Origin of the sequence: Cupriavidus necator, assembly GCF_013141915.1 — a bacterium.
Classification (GTDB): Bacteria; Pseudomonadota; Gammaproteobacteria; order Burkholderiales; family Burkholderiaceae; genus Cupriavidus; species Cupriavidus necator_B.
The window spans coordinates 981,323-997,388 of the sequence record NZ_SROX01000001.1 but is presented as its reverse complement, the minus strand read 5'-3'; the positions used below and the strand labels follow the sequence as shown (position 1 = coordinate 997,388).

The window sequence follows — 16,066 nt, the reverse complement described above, 5'->3', positions numbered from 1 at the left end:
GCCAGTCGCTTCGCCAAAGACAACGCCCCATGCAAGTATTACCTTGCATGGGGCGTTTCTCTTTTTATAGTGCCGTGACTCTACGCCAGCCGCATCTCCAGCTGCCGCGTCCACAGTTCCAACACGAAATCCGGCTCATCGTGACTGATATGCCGATGCAGCCCAGGCTGCGCGCCGATGGCTTCATGCACGGCCTGTGCCGTGATCTGCTGCTCCGCGAACGGATGCCGGAAATGGCAGGCGACGATGACGCCGTCATCGGCCAGCGCGCCGGCCGCCATCGCCGCGACCTCGTGCCAGTCCGGCTTGGGAAAGTAGTAGCCCAGTTCGGAAAACACCATCAGGTCGAAGCTGCCTTCGGGCCACTGCTGCGGCAATTCGCCGGTCAGCACGCGCGCCTGCGGGAATGGCGCCAGCCGTTGCCGCGCCTGCTCGGCGGCGGACTCGGCCAGCTCCATCGCCACCAGCGCATCGCAGCGCGGCGCCAGCGCCGCGCTCAGGTGGCCGCCGCCGCAACCGGGCTCGAAGGCGCGGGCAAAGCGCTCGCGCGGCAGCGTGGCCAGCAGCAGGGCGCGCTTGCGCGCTTCGTACCAGCGCGTGCCGATGCCCCAGGGGTCCTGGTTGCGGCCGTACAGGCCGGCGAAATAGTCGCGGTCGACCGGCATGGCGGTAGGCCTCAGTAGCCGTAGTACGGTGCCTCGCGGTAATAACCGGAAGGCTGCGGTCCGCACGGCACGTAGGCGCGATCGTAGTCGCGGTAGCAATAGCCAGGCGGCACCGCCGGCGCTGCGTAAGAGACCGGCGCGGGGGCGTAGGTGACGGGCGGGGGCGCCACCGGTGCCGCCACCACCGGTCCCGAGGCCAGCATGGCGCCCAGCGCCAGGCCGGCCAGCGCGCCGACCGCGAGCACAGCGCCGCCGTTGGAGCCGCCATGGTGGTGGCGGCCGTGTGCGGAGGCGGAACCGGCGGCTACCAGGGACGCGGCCAGGACCGCCGCGGCGACGATGCGGGTGGAGGGGCGCATTTCGGACTCCTTGTCATGCACAGCTTGTGTTCCTGAATGATGGACGCAAATTGGCGCGCAAGGTGTTTCGGCGCCCGGGCCGACTTGTTAGCTTTGTAACCGCGGCTTTTCAGATCTGTCTTTTTTAACCCGGTGTAAGACGCGGTAAAACGGCCCGTGTCCGAAACGGCTTACCCGAAGGTTTCGGCCAGCGCCCCGAGCCCGCGCGCACTGGCGGCGAGTTCGCCAGCCAGCGCCGCAACCAGCTGCGCCGCCGGCAACGCGCGCGCCAGCGGCGCGGCCTGGCCGGCCCACTGCGCGGCAAAGTCGGCGCTGCCGTGCGCCTTGGCGGCCGCGTTAAGGGCCTTGCCGGCATCGTAGGCGGTGGGGTAGTCGGGCGCGGCGGGCGCGCCGGCCGCCGCGCCCAGTTCGGTAAAACGGTTGGCCAGGCCGCGCGCGTTGCGGCCCGAGATGGCCCGCGTCAGCACCGTCGGGCGCGTGCGCGCCTGCAGCAGGGCTTCGCGGTAAGGGACGTCGGCCACGGTCTCGGGGCAGGCGATAAAGGCGGTGCCGAGCTGCGCGGCCTGCGCGCCGAGCGCCAGCGCGGCGGCAATGCCGGCACCGTCCATGATGCCGCCTGCCGCGATCACCGGCAGGCGGGTCTGCGTCGACAGTACGCGTACCAGCGCAAAGGTGCCGAGTCCCTCGTCGGCGGCGGCCGGGTCGAACACGCCGCGATGGCCGCCGGCCTCGATGCCCTGCGCCACCACCGCGTCGATGCCGGCCGCCTCGATCGCGCGCGCCTCGTCCAGCGAGGTCGCGCTGGCCAGCAGCACCATGCCGGCTTCGCGCAGCGCGCGGATCCGGCCCGCATCGGGCAGCCCGAAATGGAAGCTGACCACGGCCGGGCGTTCTTCCAGCAGCATCGCGTGCATGGCGTCGTCGCTGACGTAGCTGCGATAGATTTCGCGCAGCGTGGCAGGCGGGGTGGCGCCGAATTCGGCAAAGCGCGGCGCGAGGTAGGCCAGCCAGGCCTGCTCGCGCGCCGCATCGGCGACCGCCGGCGCATGGCAGAACACATTGACGTTGAACGGCCCGCTGGTCAGCGCGCGGGTCTCGCGGATGGCCTTGCGCGCGGCTTCGGCGTCCATGGCGCCTACGCCAAGCGAGCCCAGCCCGCCGGCATGGGTGACGGCCGCGGCCAGCGCGGGCGTGCTGACACCGGCCATGGGCGCCTGGATGATCGGGGTGCGGATGCCGAGCCTGCGCAGCAGTGGCAGCCGGTCAGCGGTGTGGGTCGAGTCGGTCAATTTGAAGCTCCTGGGCAGGGTCGATGGCGCTGGCGCGGCGGGCGCGATGGCGGGATCAGCCATCGCGCAGTTCGCGCACGAAGGCGTCGCAGGCGTGTGTGGCATAGCCCGCACGCTTGACGATATAGGTGTGCACCGCCCGCACCGGCACGGCCTGCACGTCGACGGCGTCGCGGTGCAGCGCCAGCAGCGAGCGCGGCAGGATGGCCATCGCCGTGCCCGCACTGACGCAGGCGAGCATGGCGTGGTATGACGGCATCTCGGTGACGGCCAGGCGCTGGCGCATGTCGTCGCTGCCCTGCGCCAGCCAGTCTTCCACGCACTGGCGGTAGGTGCAGCCCTTGGGGAAGGCCGCCAGGCGGCGCAATGCCACGTCCCGCGGCCCGCGCACCTTGGGATGGCTTGCCGGCAGCACCAGCTGCAGATGTTCCGTGAACAGGTAAGTGCCTTCCAGCCCGGGGCCCAGTTCGTCCAGATCGGCCGCGCGCGCCGGCCCCGCGCCCGGATGCGCCACCACGGCGCAGTCCAGCCGGTGGTCGAGCACGGCATCGACCAGCGCGCGCGTGGTGCCGGTCCGGATCTCGATTTCTACGCCGGGCCAGGCCGCGTGGAACCGCGCCAGCGGCATCGGCAGGCGGTTGGCGGCGGCGCTTTCCATGGTGCCGATGCGCAGGCGACCCGACGGTGCGGCGCCCTGCACCGACTGCCGCGCCTCTTCCGCCAGGGCCAGCATCTGGTTGGCATAGGCGAGCAGCCGGTGGCCCTCGGGCGTCAGCAGCATGCGCTTGCTGTCGCGCTGGAACAGGGCCACGCCGAGTGCTTCTTCCAGTTGCTTGACGCGCGTGGTGACGTTGGACTGCACCCGGTCCAGCAGGCGCGCGGCGCGGGTGACGCTCTGCTCCGTGGCGACGGCGCGGAAGATTTCAAGTTCAGCCAGTTCCATCGGGTCGGGCGTGGAAGGGACAAGCGAATCGCTTCGATATTCTCGTTTAGAGAATATATCAATACAAAAAATCTTTCCACGAGAATAACGCGAGCCGCGCCCCGGCGCCGCGCAAGCCGGCTTCGCCTGCCTCAGGCCCGCGCCGTCTCCCTGGGCCAGCCTGCCGGCACCCGTACGCTGTCCAGCCCCATCTGGGCGAAGTCCGGGCCCCAGTTCATGCGTTCCATGCGCATCACTTCCACCTGCGTGATGCCGATCGCCGCGAACACGTACTTCAGGTAGGGCGTCAGGAAGTCCTGCTGGCTCCCCGGACCTTCCCGGAACGGGCGGCCGCACGAGACCACCGCCAGCACCGGCCGGTTCGCCAGCATGCCGACCTTGCCGGCCGGCGTATTGCGGAAGGTGCGGTTGGGCCGCACTACCAGGTCGATCCATGCCTTGAGCGCCGAGGGCACGGTGAAGTTGTGCATCGGCGTGGAGATCAGCACGGCGTCGGCGGCCTCCAGTTCGGCGATCAGCGTTTCGGACAGCGCCAGCGCCGCATGGTCGGCCGGGCCGCGCTGCTCAGGCGGCATCAGGCTGGCTTCGACCGTGGCACGATCCGGATGCGGCAGCGGCTGGCCAGCCAGGTCGCGCTCGATCACGCGCAGCGAGCGGTTGCCGCGCTGCCCCAGCAGGCGCGCGGCGGCCTGCCGGCTCCATGAGGCCTCGCCGCGGCTGCTGGCGCTGAGGTGAAGCAAGGTGGTCATCGGTGGTTGTCCTCCAGCGGGAAATGGAAGTGGAGCGCGCTCGCCAGCAGGCCGTTGCGGTAGTAGAAGCGGTGGCCCAGCACGTTGGCGAGCGGCGTATCCAGAACCAGCGCGTGGCAGCCGGCCTGGCGCGCCTCGTGTTTCAGGCGGTCCATCACCTGCTGCCCGTAGCCGCTGCTGCGCGCGTCCGCGTCAGTGACGAGGTCATCGACGTAGGCGTGAACGCCGCGGACCAGGTTGTCCTGCACCCGCCAGCCGGCGAGCGCAACCGGCTTGCCGTGGTCCCATAGCACCAGCAGGCGATAGCCTGTCTCCGCCTGGCGGCGCCAGCGCGCCACCAACTCATCGGCCGAGGCCAGGTGCGGGCGCAATTGCCGCATCAGCGCAAAACAGGCGGCCACTTCCGTGTCATGCTCGACATGCCGCAGTTCGGTCTGTGGGGCGGTGGCGGTGTTCATGCGGCGCTCCCTGCCGCTTGCGCGGGCGGCGGCGGGAACTGCAGGCCGGCGGCAATCCGGTTCCATGCCTGGATCGCGGCGATCGCAGCGGTCAGGTAGGGGATCTCGGCCTCGCTGAACTGCTCGCGCACCCGCGCCAGCGCCTGCTGGCGGGCGTGTTCGGCGCCAGCGCCCGCGGTGGCGCCCAGCACGGTCAGCGCCTCGGCCCAGGCCAGTGCCGCCTGCTCGCGCGCGCCATGGACGCCGGCCTCGCGCCAGACCGCGACCAGGTCTAGCTTGCGCGCGTCCACGCCATGCCGGCGCGCCAGGTTCAGGTGGAACTGCAGGCAGAAGGCGCAGCCGTTGAGCTGCGACACGCGCACCTTGATCAGCTCGGTCAACGGCTTGTCGAGTCCGGAGTCATCCACGGCGGCGCCCAGCGCGCGCAGGGCCGTGTACACGGCTGGCGCGGCGCGGATGAAGGATTCGAACGTCATGCTGGCATGCGGGTCTGGCATTCCGGGCCTCCTTGGCGGAACTGGGTTAATATCAGAGCACGAACATAATATAAGAGTTCTGACATTATGGGCAAGACCACCACCAGGCGCGGCGTCGCGGCCGCGGCTTCTACTGCGGTTCCCGCGCCCGGCGAAGGCAAGCGGGGCGAGAGCGGCCACCTTGGCTACCTGCTGCGCCAGGCCGGCGCGGCCAACCGCCTGCGCATGGAGCGGGCGCTGGCCGACCTGAACGTGACGCCGCCGCAGTTCGTGGTGCTGACCATGCTGGGTGCGTATGCAGGGCTGTCGGGCGCCGACCTGGCGCGGCTGGCGCTGCTGACGCCGCAGACCGTCAGCGTGATCGTCGGCAACCTGGAGAAGGCCGGCCATATCGAGCGCGCGCCGCATCCCGTGCACGGCCGCATCCAGACCATTGCGCTGACGGCGCAGGGCAAGGCCTTGCTGGGCCAGTGCCGCGAACGGGTCATGGCCAACGAGGCGCGCCTGGCGGCGGGCCTGACGGCGCAGGAAGAGCAGGTGATTCGCCGCTGGCTGGTGTCGCTGGCGGTGGAAGACGCCGCCGGCCCGGCCAAGGCATAGCGGCATTGCCGCGCGGCGTCAGCCGGTCGCCAGTGCGCGCTCCGGTTCCGCGCCGAACGGCGGCATGTTCTCCAGCCGCAGCGATTGCGGCACCGACAGCGAAATGCCCGCGGCGCGCAGCCGCTTGAGGATCTCGAACAGCAGGTCGCTGCGCGTGGCCGCGGCGATGCGCGGGCTGCCGACATAGCCGGTGACCGACAGCGTGATGCCGTTGGGCGCCAGCTGGCTGAACATCACCGACGGGGCCGGCACGTCGAGGATGCTTTCGTTCTCGCGGTAGACGTCCAGCAGCAGGTCGCGCAGCTGCTCGGGATCGGTGTCCAGCGGGAAGGTGAGCTGAAGCGAGGCCACCCCCTGGGTGCTGTTGCTCATGGTGACGTTGCGCAGGTTCTGCGAGATCAGCTGCGAATTGGGCACGATCACCGTGGAGCGGTCGCCCAGCTGGATCTCGGTGGCGCGCACGTTGATGCGGCGGATGTCGCCCTCGACCCCGGCGATGCTGACCATGTCGCCGACCTTGACCGGGCGCTCGGTCAGCAGGATCAGCCCCGAGACAAAGTTCTTCACGATCTCCTGCAGGCCGAAGCCGATGCCGACCGACAGCGCGCTGACGATCCACGCCAGGTTGTCCCAGCGCACGCCCAGCAGCGACAGCGTCAGCAGCACCAGCAGCACGTAGCCGACATTGCTGAACAGCGTGATCAGCGACGCGCGCAGCCCTTGCTCCATGCACAGCTTGGGCAGCAGTTCCGCATCCAGCCAGCGCCGCACCGTGCGCAGCAACCAGATGCCGACCCCCAGCGCGACCAGCGCATTCAGTATGCGCTCGGGCATGATGTTCAGGCTGCGCAGTTTTTCGCCGCCCAGCACGGTGACCAGGCTGTCTACCAGGTCAGCGGGGGTGGTGCCGAAGCCGCCGGTCAGCAGCGCCACCACGGCCAGCAGCAGCAACAGGCTGGCGCCGATGCCAGACAGGATGGTGGCGGCCTGTTCCAGGCGCGCATCGTCGACGCCGAACAGCTGCTTGATCACCTGGCCGCTGGCATGCTGGGTCGAGAACACGCTTTCGAATGTGTCGCGCGTGACCTGGGTCAGCAGGTACAGGCTGCACAGCACGATGTCGAACCAGACCAGCTCATAGGTCAGGAAGCGCGCAAAGCTGATATAGCCCGCCAGCAGCGCCACCAGCGACACGATCACGATCAGGCTGACGCCGGCGTGGATCATGCCGGCCAGCGTGGCGCGCGCTTCCGGCTGCTCGCCCGCCGCCGCCAGCTCGCTGCGCACGCGGTTGGCGCGCAGCAGCGCCGCGCCGATGGTCAGCACCACCACCAGCGAGACCAGCCCGCGTCCCAGCAGCGTGACCTGCACGCTGGTATCGGCAATGCGGTTGAGCTGTTCCAGCGTACCGGCCAGCAGCAACAGCCCGGCCAGCACCGCGGGGAACGGCTTCATCGCCAGCGCCACCGGGTCGGCCAGCGCGGGCAGCCGCCAGGACGGGTGGCGCGTGCACAGCAGGGCGCGCCCGAGGCCCGCGATCAGCGCGCTGGTCAGGGTCAGCTTGAGCAGCCCGCCGTACAGCGTCATCAGGTCCGGCGGCAGTTCATAGTTGCGCGCGAAAGCGTTGTAGACGATCTGCACCGCCAGCCCCGTGGTGGCCACGGTCGCGAGCGTGGTGGCCAGCGCCAGCGCGCTGCGCCGCAGGCGCGTGGGCGGCAGCCGGTTCAGGCAGAACCAGGCCAGCGCGCGTTCGGCCAGGCGCTTGCCCAGCAGCCACACGCCCAGCGAGAGCAGCAGCAGGGCGATGGTGGCGGCGCGCTGCGACGGCTGCCAGGCCAGTTGCGCCATCGGCACCACCTGGTCCAGGAACGCGGCCATGCGCGCCCGGTCCTCGGCGGCCGGGCTGACTATCGGCTTCCAGAACTGCGGGTTCAGGATGCTGTCCGAGCGCAGCGCCAGCTGGTCTTTCATCTGGCTGCGCTGCAGCCGCCCGATCTGGCCGCTCAGGTTGGCGATGTTCTCCTTGCTTTCGGCGGCCTGCTTCAGTTGCGCATCGAGCTGCATGCGGCGCGCGTTCAGTTCGGCGCGCTGCCGTATCACCGCCGGCGCTTCCCGGGTCATGCCATCCGTCGGCGGCGGGCCCAGCACATCGAGCTGCGCCTGCAGCTGGGCGCGCTGCGGCGTCAGCGCGGCGGACAGGCTGTCGACGTCGGCATCGAGCTTGTGCAGGGTATGGTCCAGCTCGTCCAGCTTGGTGGTGCCGTCGGGGTCGGAGGCCTGCTGCTTGATGCGGTCCTGCTCGGTCTGCAGGCGCTTGAGTTCTGCAACGGCTTCAACGTGGGTGATGGCGGGTGCTTGCTGCGCCTCGGTGGCCGAAGCGGCCTCGGATGCCGGCGCTGCCACCGCGGCGGGCAAGCTGGCTGGCATCAGATGGCATAGCGCGGCGAGCGCAAGGCCCAGTGCGAGCCGTGAAACGTTGCTCATGGCGGAATCTCGTCGATGGTGACGGCTCGCGGCGCTCCGGCATCGCCAAACGGGATGGACACGCGCGCCGCTCCAGTAGGGACGGCGGCGATCCGATGCGGGAACGGCCGGGACACCGGCGATGAACAGGCGAGGGGACCGCTGCTCGCTGGCGGTCCCTTCGGCGCATGGTGCGGCCAGCGGCCGAGGCACTCGTAAGCGGCCCTCGACTGCGGCTGGCCGGGCGGCGGGATCCGGGGCAACCGGCCGCGCCGCGACTCGCGGAATTATAGGAAAGCGCATCCGCCACCTCGCGCGATGCTGCGGCGGATCGGGCACACGGTGACAAATTGATACGCATCCGTGCGCGCGCCGGCCGGGGTGCGGTCGCCATCGCCGACATCGTTGCTGCCATCGCAGTAACATCACGGACTTCGGGCCGAGCGCGGCCCTTTGTCATCCTCTGTCTTCCTCAATATCCCAGGAGATCGCATGGCGGTTGCGTCAGGCACCGAAAAGGCAATGCTCGACGGCGAGGCCGGGCCGATTGAACTGCTGGTTGACCGGCCGGCGGGCGCTCCGCGCGGCGTCGCCGTGGTGGGCCATCCGCATCCGTTGCTGGGCGGCTCGGCCACCCACAAGGTGCCGCATCAGTTGGCCAAGGCGCTGGTGGCGCGCGGCTACCTGACGGTGCGGCCGAACTTTCGCGGCGTCGGCGGGTCCGGCGGCGCCCATGACCAGGGCCCCGGCGAGGCGCAGGACCTGCTGGCGGTGGTGGCCCACCTGCGCGACGCCCATGCCGGGCTCCCGCTGGCGCTGGCCGGCTTTTCCTTCGGCGCCTTTGTCATGGCCCATGTGGCCGCGGCGCTGGCGGCGCAAGCCGTGCCGATCCGCCACCTCGTGCTGGCCGGCACTCCTTATGGCCTGGTAAAAGGCCACCGCAGCTATGACACGCCGCCGGTGCCCGCCGATTGCCTGGTCGTCCATGGCGAGCGCGACGAGCGCGCGGAACTGGCCGCCTTGTTCGAATGGGCGCGCCCGCAGGCGCTGCCGGTGGTGGTGGTGCCCGGCGCGGATCACTTCTTCACCGGCAAGCTGCCGTTGCTGGGGCGCATCGTGGGTGGCTATCTCGACCGGCCCGCACCAGCGGCAACCGTGTAAAAACTTCGATCTTTGCCGCCGTTGCGCAGTCCGCGCCGGACGCGCGGCCGTGCCGTCGCGTGCCGCTGCGTTGCGCGCGGGTCCAACGCGAGGCATGGATGATGCTACCGATACCAGACACCGCGACACACGCGTTCAGATCGGAGGCAATCCATGAAAGACTATCCACCGTCGGAAATCAGGGAAACGTGGCGCAACCGGGGCTACGGCGAGCCCGGCGATATCCGCCAGGCGCACCACTGGCGCAGCGGCAATCCGGGCGGCTCGGGGTTTGGCTACGGGCAGGCGCGCTATGGCACGGAAGGCGGCGAGGGCCCGGAAGACCGGTACCGCCCGGGCGCCCCGGCGCGGACCGGATCGCGCCGGCTGCCCAAGAACTACCAGCGCACCGACACGCGCATCCGCGACGACCTGTGCGAACGGCTGGCGCATGCCGATGACGACGTCTCGGACGTCACGGTCGACGTCGGCTCGGGCATCGTCACGCTGACCGGCACCGTGGCCGACCGCGGCATCAAATACCGTATTGAAGAGCTGGCCGAGGACGTGCTGGGCGTCAACGAGGTCCGCAACAACCTGCAGGTGGCGCGCGGCGCGGGCGCCGCGGGTGGCGGGGTACCGGGCCAGCGGCGCCTGGGCCAGCCCGCTGGCCGGCGTCAGCCGGTGGGAGAAGTCGCCTCCAACGTGCTGTATATCGTCCAGGCGCGCGACGGGCGCTTCCTGGGCGCGGAAGCGGGCGAGGCCGTGATGGTGCCAGGGATTGCGCAGGCTGGCTTGTTCGACGATCCGGATGAAGCCCGTGCCGCCGCCCAGGAGCACTGTGCCCGCGGCTACCGCATCCTGGCCACGCGGCGCTGACGGCGCGCGCAATCAGGCGTTGGGCACGGCAGGCGCGCTGGCCGGATCCGGGTGGATCTGCATCACGGCGGCGCGCTTCTCCAGCAGGTGCTGGCGCAGGATCGACGCCAGGCGCTTGCCGTCGCGGGCTTCCAGCGCGCGGATCATCTCTTCGTGGTCATGCACGGCGCGGTCCCACTTGTCGGTCTGGTGGTTCGAGCGGAAGCGCATCGCCTTGAGCCGCCGGTTCAGCGTCAGGTAGGTCTGCAGCAAGGTCTGGTTGCGCGCCGCCGCGGCGATGCGGTCGTGAATTTCCTGGTTGCGGCTGTAGTAGCCCGGCAGGTCATTGCGCGCATGGCAGGCCAGCATGGCGTAATGCAGCGCCTTGATCTCGGCCAGTTCCGGCGCGGTGATGCGTTCGCATGCCAGCTCGCCGGCAAAGGCCTCGAGGCCACTCATCAGCTCGAACGCCTCCCATGCCTCGGCCTCGCTCATGCGCGAGACGCTGGCGCCGCGGTTGGGCGAGATCTCGATCAGCCCCTCGGCAGCCAGCACCTTGAGCGCCTCGCGCAGCGGCGTGCGCGAGATCCCCAGCGTTTCGCACAGTTCGCGCTCGTTCAGCTTCATGCCGGGCGCCAGCACGCCTTCGACGATGAAGTTGCGCAGGTGGTCGACCACGGTGTCGTGCAGCCGCTGGCGCACCACCTTGGGCAGGAGCGGGGCGGCCGCGGCGCCGGAGCCCTCCGTAGGTTGCATGCAATGTCCCTGTCATTAGCGTGGTGCCATTCTAAGACATTGCCGGCTTGCCGCAACGCTGGCGGCAAGCCGCCGGTTCAGCGCGCGGGCCCGCGCAGCGGCACGCCGCTTTCGCGCCGCGCCTCGGGGTCCGCGCGCCGCCCGATCAGCGCCACCGACAGCGCCGACACCAGTCCCGCGAAGGCCACGTAGGCGCAGATCTGCCAGGGTTGGCCGCCACCGGACTTGAGCAGCGCCGTGGCGATGATGGGCGTGATGCCCGACGCGAAGATGCCCGAGAACTGGTAGACGAACGAGATCCCGGTGTAGCGCACCCTGGCATCGAACAGTTCGCAGAACAGCGCCGCCTCCGGCCCGTACACCGCCGCGTAGAGAATGCCGAACGGCACCACGATCGACAGCCACAGCAGCATGGTGTTGCCGCCGCTGTTCAGCATCAGCCAGAACGCGGGGAAGGCCGACAGCGCAGTGATCAGCGAACCCCAGAAATACACCCGCGTGCGGCCGATGCGGTCGGACAGGTAGCCGAAGAACGGAATGAAGAAGCACATCGCGATCGCCGCCGCCATCACCCCCAGCAGCGCCTGCGTGCGGCTGATCTGCACGGTCTGGGTCAGGTAGGTGATCGAGAACACGCCGAAGATGTTGAAGAAGACCCCATCGATATAGCGCGCGCCCATGCCCTTCAGGATATTGCCGGGGTAGCGCCGCATCATGTCGACAAAGGGGATCTGCGTTTCCGCATTGCGCTGCTTGATCACAGCGAATTCCGGCGTTTCCTTGACGTTGAGGCGGATATACATGCCGACGAACACCATCCCTGCCGAGATCAGGAACGCCACACGCCAGCCCCACGCCAGGAACTGCGCATCCGACAGGGTCAGCGACAGCAGCGCGACCACGCCCGAGGCCAGGCACAGCCCGATCGCCAGCCCGATCTGCGGCAGCGACGCATAGAAGCCCTTTTTGTCCGGCGGCGCGTACTCGTACGCCATCAGCACCGCGCCGCCCCATTCGCCGCCCAGGCCGATGCCTTGCAGCACGCGCAGCAGCAGCAACAGTATCGGCGCCGCGATGCCGATGCTGTCATAGGTGGGCACCAGCCCGATCAGGAAGGTGGACACGCCCATGATCATCAGCGTGATCACCAGCATGCTCTTGCGCCCGACCTTGTCGCCGAAGTGCCCGAAGATCACGCCGCCGAGCGGGCGCGTGACAAAGCCCACTGCAAAGGTGGTGTAGGCCAGCATGGTGGCCACCAGCGGGTCGTTGCCGGGGAAATACAGCTTGTTGAAGACCAGGCCGGCGACCACGCCGTACAGGAAGAAGTCATACCACTCGATGGTGGCGCCGATCACGGACGCCAGCGCGACCTTGCGGATCGCCTTTTCGTTGGGGCTTGTCATGCTTGTCTCCTCGGGTGATGGGCGGCGTCCTCTGGAAGGATGGTTATGGACGCCGGATGCACTGCAGGGTCTGGCCTGGTTGTTATCGGCGCCTGGCCTTGGCGCTTTGCAAGCGGAACCTGCCGGGGGGCTCAGGCGGCGGTCGCCATGGGGGCCGCGAGGTCGGCGTGGTGGAACTCGCGCCGCGCGTCTGCGCGGATCAGGTCCGCGGCGCGCTCGGCCATCATCACCACCGGCACGTTGGTGTTGCCCGATACCAGCGTCGGCATCACCGAGCAGTCCACCACGCGCAGCCCGCCGATGCCGTGCACGCGCAGGCGCGCGTCGACCACCGCGAGCGGATCGGCTGCCGGGCCCATTTTTGCCGTCCCCGACGGATGGAAGATGGTGGCGCCGTACTCGCGGCAGAAGTGCAGGATTTCGTCGTCGCTGCGCACGTCGTCGCCCGGGCGGAACTCCCGCTTCATCAGGCCGCGCATCGGTTCGGTCTGCGCCACGCGCCGCGCATAGCGCACCGCCGCGATGGTGCAGCGCCGGTCCAGTTCGGCCGACAGGTAGTTGGGCTGCATCGACGGCGCCTCGAACGGGTCGGTCGAGCGAATCCGCACGGTGCCGCGCGATTCCGGACGCAGCTGGCATACGGAATAGGTGCAGCCCGAGAACGGGTGCACCATGCCGCCGGCCATGTCGGCCGACAGCGTCGAGAAATGGAACTGCGTGTCGGGCGTGGCGCTTTCCTGCGGCAAGGCCCGGCAGAACATCGCGCCCTGGTTGATGCCGATGGCCAGCGGGCCCTTGCGCATCAGCAGCCATTCCAGGCCCATGCGCGCCTTGCCAGTCAGCGTGCGCAGCTGGTCGTTGGTGGTGATGGGCCGGCTCACCTCGTAGATCAGCCGGATCTGCAGGTGGTCCTGCAGGTTTTCGCCAACGCCCGGCAGCGCATGCACCACCGGTATGCCCAGGTCTTGCAGCAACGGCGCCGGGCCGATGCCCGAGAGCTGCAGCAACTGCGGCGATTGCAGCGCGCCGGCACAGAGAATGACTTCGCGCCGCGCCCGCAAGATATAGGGCTGGCCATGCTGGGTGTAGCGCACCCCCACCGCGCGCTTGCCTTCGCACAGGATGCCGGTGGTATGCGCCTCGGTTTCCACGCGCAGGTTGGCGCGCCCGCGCGCCGGCCGCAGGTAGGCCACCGCGGTGGAGCAGCGCCAGCCGTTGCGCGTGGTCAGCTGGTAGTAGCCCACGCCCTCCTGGTCGCCGCCATTGAAGTCGGTCTTGCGCGGCAGGCCCAGCGCCTGGCCGGCGCCGATGAAGGCATCAACCAGCGGATGGCGCCGGTCGATTGAGGTGGCATTGAGCGGGCCTTCGGTGCCGCGCGTGGGCCCGGCGCCGAGGTCATTGTTCTCGAGCTTGCGGAAGTAGGGCAGGCAGTCGTCCCAGCCCCAGCCCGGGTTGCCCAGTGCCGCCCAGTGGTCGTAGTCCTCGCGCTGGCCGCGCACGTAGATCAGGCCGTTGATGGCGCTGCTGCCGCCCAGCGTGCGCCCGCGCGGCCAGTAGATGCGGCGGTTCAGCATGTTGGGATCGGGATCGGTGTAGAAGCCCCAGTTCACCTGCTTGTGGAACATGGTCTTGCCATAGCCGATCGGGATATGGATCCACGGGTAGCGGTCGGGCGGGCCAGCCTCGAGCAGGCAGACCGAATAGCGGCCGTCTTCGCTGAGCCGGTTGGCCAGCACGCACCCGGCCGAGCCGGCGCCTACCACGATGTAGTCAACGGTTTGCGACATCGTCGCTGTCTCCTTTTTTGGCCGGTAGCCGCGCAGCTAGCCGGCTTGGACCTATAATTTGAAACGTTCTGTTCCGGATTTTATTTTTCAATGCCGGAATGGAAAGCCCAATCGCGAGGAGACGCCGGTTGTGAAACAGAACATGCCAATCCCGTTTCAGAATCGCACTGCAGCAGAAGACGGGGCGGTCGAGGACGATGCCCGCAGCCTGCGCGTGCTGGCGGTGTTGACCAGCCTGGCCCGGGCGCAGCATCCGCAGACGCTGTCTCAGCTGGCGCAGCGCCTGCATGTGCCCAAGGCGACGCTGATGCGCCTGCTGGCGGCGCTGGAGCGCAGCGGCTTCGTGGTGCGGATGCCGGCGGAGCGTGGCTATGTGCCCGGGCCCGCCGCCGCGGCATTGTCGCTGCAGACGCTGCGCAGCCCGCCGCTGCTGCGCGAATGCCGCGGCATCCTGGCCCGGCTGGTGGCGCGGCTGGGCGAGACCTGCAATCTCACGGCGCTCGACGGTGACCGGGTGCTCTACGTCGAGCGCGTGGAAACGCACGAGCCGCTGCGGCTGCAGCTGTCGCCCGGCATCCATGTGCCGCTGCACTGTACCGCCAGCGGCAAGCTGTTCCTGTCAGCGATGAACCGGCTCGAACGCCAGCAGACGCTCAGCCGCCTGGAGCTTGGCGCGCACACGCCGCGCACGCTATCCGACCTGCCCGGGCTCAACGCCGAACTGGACCGGCTGGCCGCGCGCGGCATCGGCGTGGATCATGAGGAGTTTGTGCGCGGCATGTGCGCGGTGGCGGTGCCGGTGCGCGAGCCCGATGGCGCGGGGCCGGGCCGGGTGGTGGCCGCGATCGCCTGCCATGCGCCGACGGCGCGGGCCTCGCTGGAAGCGTTGCTGGCGGCGGTGCCAACGCTGCACGGCGCGGCCACGGAGATGGCGGCGGTGCTGTGCGCGCACTGAGGCGGGCCGCAAGGTTGCCCGCTCAGCGCTTGCCCACGCCAGCCGCAGCCACGGCGCGCGCGGCCAGCAGCGGCGCTGGCTCGGCCATGACAGCCTCGCCGGCCCGGCGCATGACGAGTTCGCGAAACAGGCGGGTCGGCGTGCGAGCCGTGAGTTCGTCGTTCCAGACCGCGACCACCGGCTCGACCCGGCTACCGAGTTCGAAGCGAAGCACTTTTCCTACCTTGGCGAGAGTGAGTTGCGCGGCGATGCGCTCCGGGAACACCGCCAGAAAATGACCCGCCTGCAACAGGCTGGCCGTGGCGGCCACATCGCTGGTGCGGATACCCAGCGAAGGCGCTGGCACGCCCAGCATATGGAACGCCGCATGCAGCAAGTGAAGCATGCGCGAGCCGGCCACCGGAATGCACCATTGCTGCCCGGACAGTTCACGCGCCGACAGCTTGCGGCGCGTAAGCAGCGGATGGTCCGGGCTTGCGACGATCACCACTTTCTGCGCCGGGACCACCGGCGCCGTGCGCAGTGCGGGTAACGACAGGCGCGGATCGTCATAGGCGAACAGCAGGTCCAGCGAGCCACCCACCAGCTGATCCGCCAGTTCTCCCATACCGCCTTCGATCACGCTGATCTCCACGCGCGGATGATCACGGTAGAACTCGCTCATCGCCCGCGCCAGGAAGGGCTGCACCGACATCGTCCGGAACGCGATGCGCAAGGCCCCCTGGGTGCCGGCACGCACTGCCTGCAGTGATTCGGCGAGCCGTTCGAGCTGTGCCAGCAAGACCGCCGCATGGGCCGCCATCTCCCTTCCGGGCTCGGTCAGGTGCAGGCCGCGGCGGCTGCGCTCGAACAGCGGCATGCCCACGATGTCTTCGATCTCGGCCAGGGTCTTGGACACCGCGGCGGGGCTGACATGAAAGCGTGCGGCGACGGCGGCGGCGGTTGGCATCTCGCTCAGCGCCAGCATGATGCGCAGATGGCGCAGCTTGAGGCGGCCAAGCAGGGTATGGGCGAAGGCTTCGGCGGGCATGGGACAGGTGATCACGGGCGGGGATCGGAGGCTCATTCTACAAGTTAACCATTTGCTCAACGAACAGCGATTTTTATTCGCTTTTGGTGTCGGAGCGGATCCCATATAGTCGGCGCATCACCTGATTCGTTC

16 protein-coding genes are annotated in these 16,066 nt (G+C 69.1%); 4 read left to right on the top strand and 12 right to left on the bottom strand.

What is annotated here, in order from left to right:
• Positions 1–80 precede the first annotated feature (80 nt).
• The 7 genes from E5S69_RS04440 to E5S69_RS04410 all read right to left on the bottom strand — a co-directional run bounded on the left by E5S69_RS04440 (position 81) and on the right by E5S69_RS04410 (position 4,960).
• Complete coding sequence (locus E5S69_RS04440) at positions 81–665, bottom strand: methyltransferase domain-containing protein (RefSeq protein ID WP_171513776.1); 585 nt, start codon at positions 663–665, stop codon at positions 81–83.
• 11 nt (positions 666–676) lie between these two features.
• A complete protein-coding gene (locus E5S69_RS04435) occupies positions 677–1,024 on the bottom strand; it encodes a mechanosensitive ion channel protein MscS (protein ID WP_171513775.1) in 348 nt (115 codons plus the stop codon).
• Between the two features lie 170 nt (positions 1,025–1,194).
• The gene (locus tag E5S69_RS04430) at positions 1,195–2,313 is read right to left on the bottom strand and encodes an NAD(P)H-dependent flavin oxidoreductase (protein ID WP_171513774.1); all 1,119 of its coding nucleotides are present in this window, start codon (positions 2,311–2,313) and stop codon (positions 1,195–1,197) included.
• A 55-nt stretch (positions 2,314–2,368) separates the two neighbouring features.
• Entirely contained in the window at positions 2,369–3,256 is an 888-nt protein-coding gene (locus E5S69_RS04425; protein WP_171513773.1) for a LysR family transcriptional regulator, read from the bottom strand.
• A gap of 131 nt (positions 3,257–3,387) precedes the next feature.
• Complete coding sequence (locus tag E5S69_RS04420) at positions 3,388–4,005, bottom strand: FMN-dependent NADH-azoreductase (protein ID WP_171513772.1); 618 nt, start codon at positions 4,003–4,005, stop codon at positions 3,388–3,390.
• Positions 4,002–4,463 carry a GNAT family N-acetyltransferase gene (locus tag E5S69_RS04415; RefSeq protein ID WP_171513771.1) on the bottom strand — a complete coding sequence of 154 codons (462 nt, stop codon included), beginning with the start codon at positions 4,461–4,463 and terminating at the stop codon, positions 4,002–4,004. Before E5S69_RS04415 ends, E5S69_RS04420 begins: the two co-directional genes overlap by 4 nt.
• On the bottom strand, positions 4,460–4,960 hold the full coding sequence (locus E5S69_RS04410) for a carboxymuconolactone decarboxylase family protein (protein ID WP_171513770.1): 501 nt from the start codon (positions 4,958–4,960) through the stop codon (positions 4,460–4,462). Before E5S69_RS04410 ends, E5S69_RS04415 begins: the two co-directional genes overlap by 4 nt.
• Before the next feature lie 66 nt (positions 4,961–5,026).
• On the opposite strand from E5S69_RS04410, the gene E5S69_RS04405 reads away from it, so the two are divergent.
• The gene (locus E5S69_RS04405) at positions 5,027–5,539 is read left to right on the top strand and encodes a MarR family winged helix-turn-helix transcriptional regulator (protein ID WP_171513769.1); all 513 of its coding nucleotides are present in this window, start codon (positions 5,027–5,029) and stop codon (positions 5,537–5,539) included.
• A gap of 18 nt (positions 5,540–5,557) precedes the next feature.
• Here the strand turns inward: E5S69_RS04405 and E5S69_RS04400 are convergent, their stop codons facing one another.
• The gene (locus tag E5S69_RS04400; protein WP_171513768.1) at positions 5,558–8,023 is read right to left on the bottom strand and encodes a DUF3772 domain-containing protein; all 2,466 of its coding nucleotides are present in this window, start codon (positions 8,021–8,023) and stop codon (positions 5,558–5,560) included.
• Between the two features lie 471 nt (positions 8,024–8,494).
• Between E5S69_RS04400 and E5S69_RS04395 the strand changes: the two genes are divergently transcribed.
• Together E5S69_RS04395 and E5S69_RS04390 are read left to right on the top strand one after the other, a co-directional pair.
• Positions 8,495–9,163, top strand: coding sequence for an alpha/beta hydrolase (locus E5S69_RS04395; protein ID WP_171513767.1), 669 nt, complete (start codon positions 8,495–8,497; stop codon positions 9,161–9,163).
• Between the two features lie 153 nt (positions 9,164–9,316).
• Complete coding sequence (locus E5S69_RS04390) at positions 9,317–10,021, top strand: BON domain-containing protein (RefSeq protein ID WP_171513766.1); 705 nt, start codon at positions 9,317–9,319, stop codon at positions 10,019–10,021.
• Between the two features lie 12 nt (positions 10,022–10,033).
• Here the strand turns inward: E5S69_RS04390 and E5S69_RS04385 are convergent, their stop codons facing one another.
• From E5S69_RS04385 to E5S69_RS04375, 3 genes are all read right to left on the bottom strand, one after another.
• Positions 10,034–10,756, bottom strand: a complete 723-nt coding sequence (locus E5S69_RS04385; protein WP_171513765.1) for a GntR family transcriptional regulator — start codon at positions 10,754–10,756, stop codon at positions 10,034–10,036.
• A 77-nt stretch (positions 10,757–10,833) separates the two neighbouring features.
• Positions 10,834–12,162 (bottom strand): MFS transporter, encoded by a 1,329-nt coding sequence (locus E5S69_RS04380; protein WP_171513764.1) that lies wholly within the window; start codon positions 12,160–12,162, stop codon positions 10,834–10,836.
• 131 nt (positions 12,163–12,293) lie between these two features.
• Entirely contained in the window at positions 12,294–13,949 is a 1,656-nt protein-coding gene (locus E5S69_RS04375) for a GMC family oxidoreductase (RefSeq protein ID WP_171513763.1), read from the bottom strand.
• 130 nt (positions 13,950–14,079) lie between these two features.
• Here E5S69_RS04375 and E5S69_RS04370 point away from each other — a divergent pair, with 130 nt between their 5' ends.
• Positions 14,080–14,904, top strand: a complete 825-nt coding sequence (locus E5S69_RS04370; protein WP_171513762.1) for an IclR family transcriptional regulator domain-containing protein — start codon at positions 14,080–14,082, stop codon at positions 14,902–14,904.
• 22 nt (positions 14,905–14,926) lie between these two features.
• Here E5S69_RS04370 and E5S69_RS04365 read toward each other — a convergent pair whose 3' ends face one another.
• Positions 14,927–15,970, bottom strand: a complete 1,044-nt coding sequence (locus E5S69_RS04365) for a LysR family transcriptional regulator (RefSeq protein WP_236901197.1) — start codon at positions 15,968–15,970, stop codon at positions 14,927–14,929.
• Between the last annotated feature and the right edge of the window lie 96 nt (positions 15,971–16,066).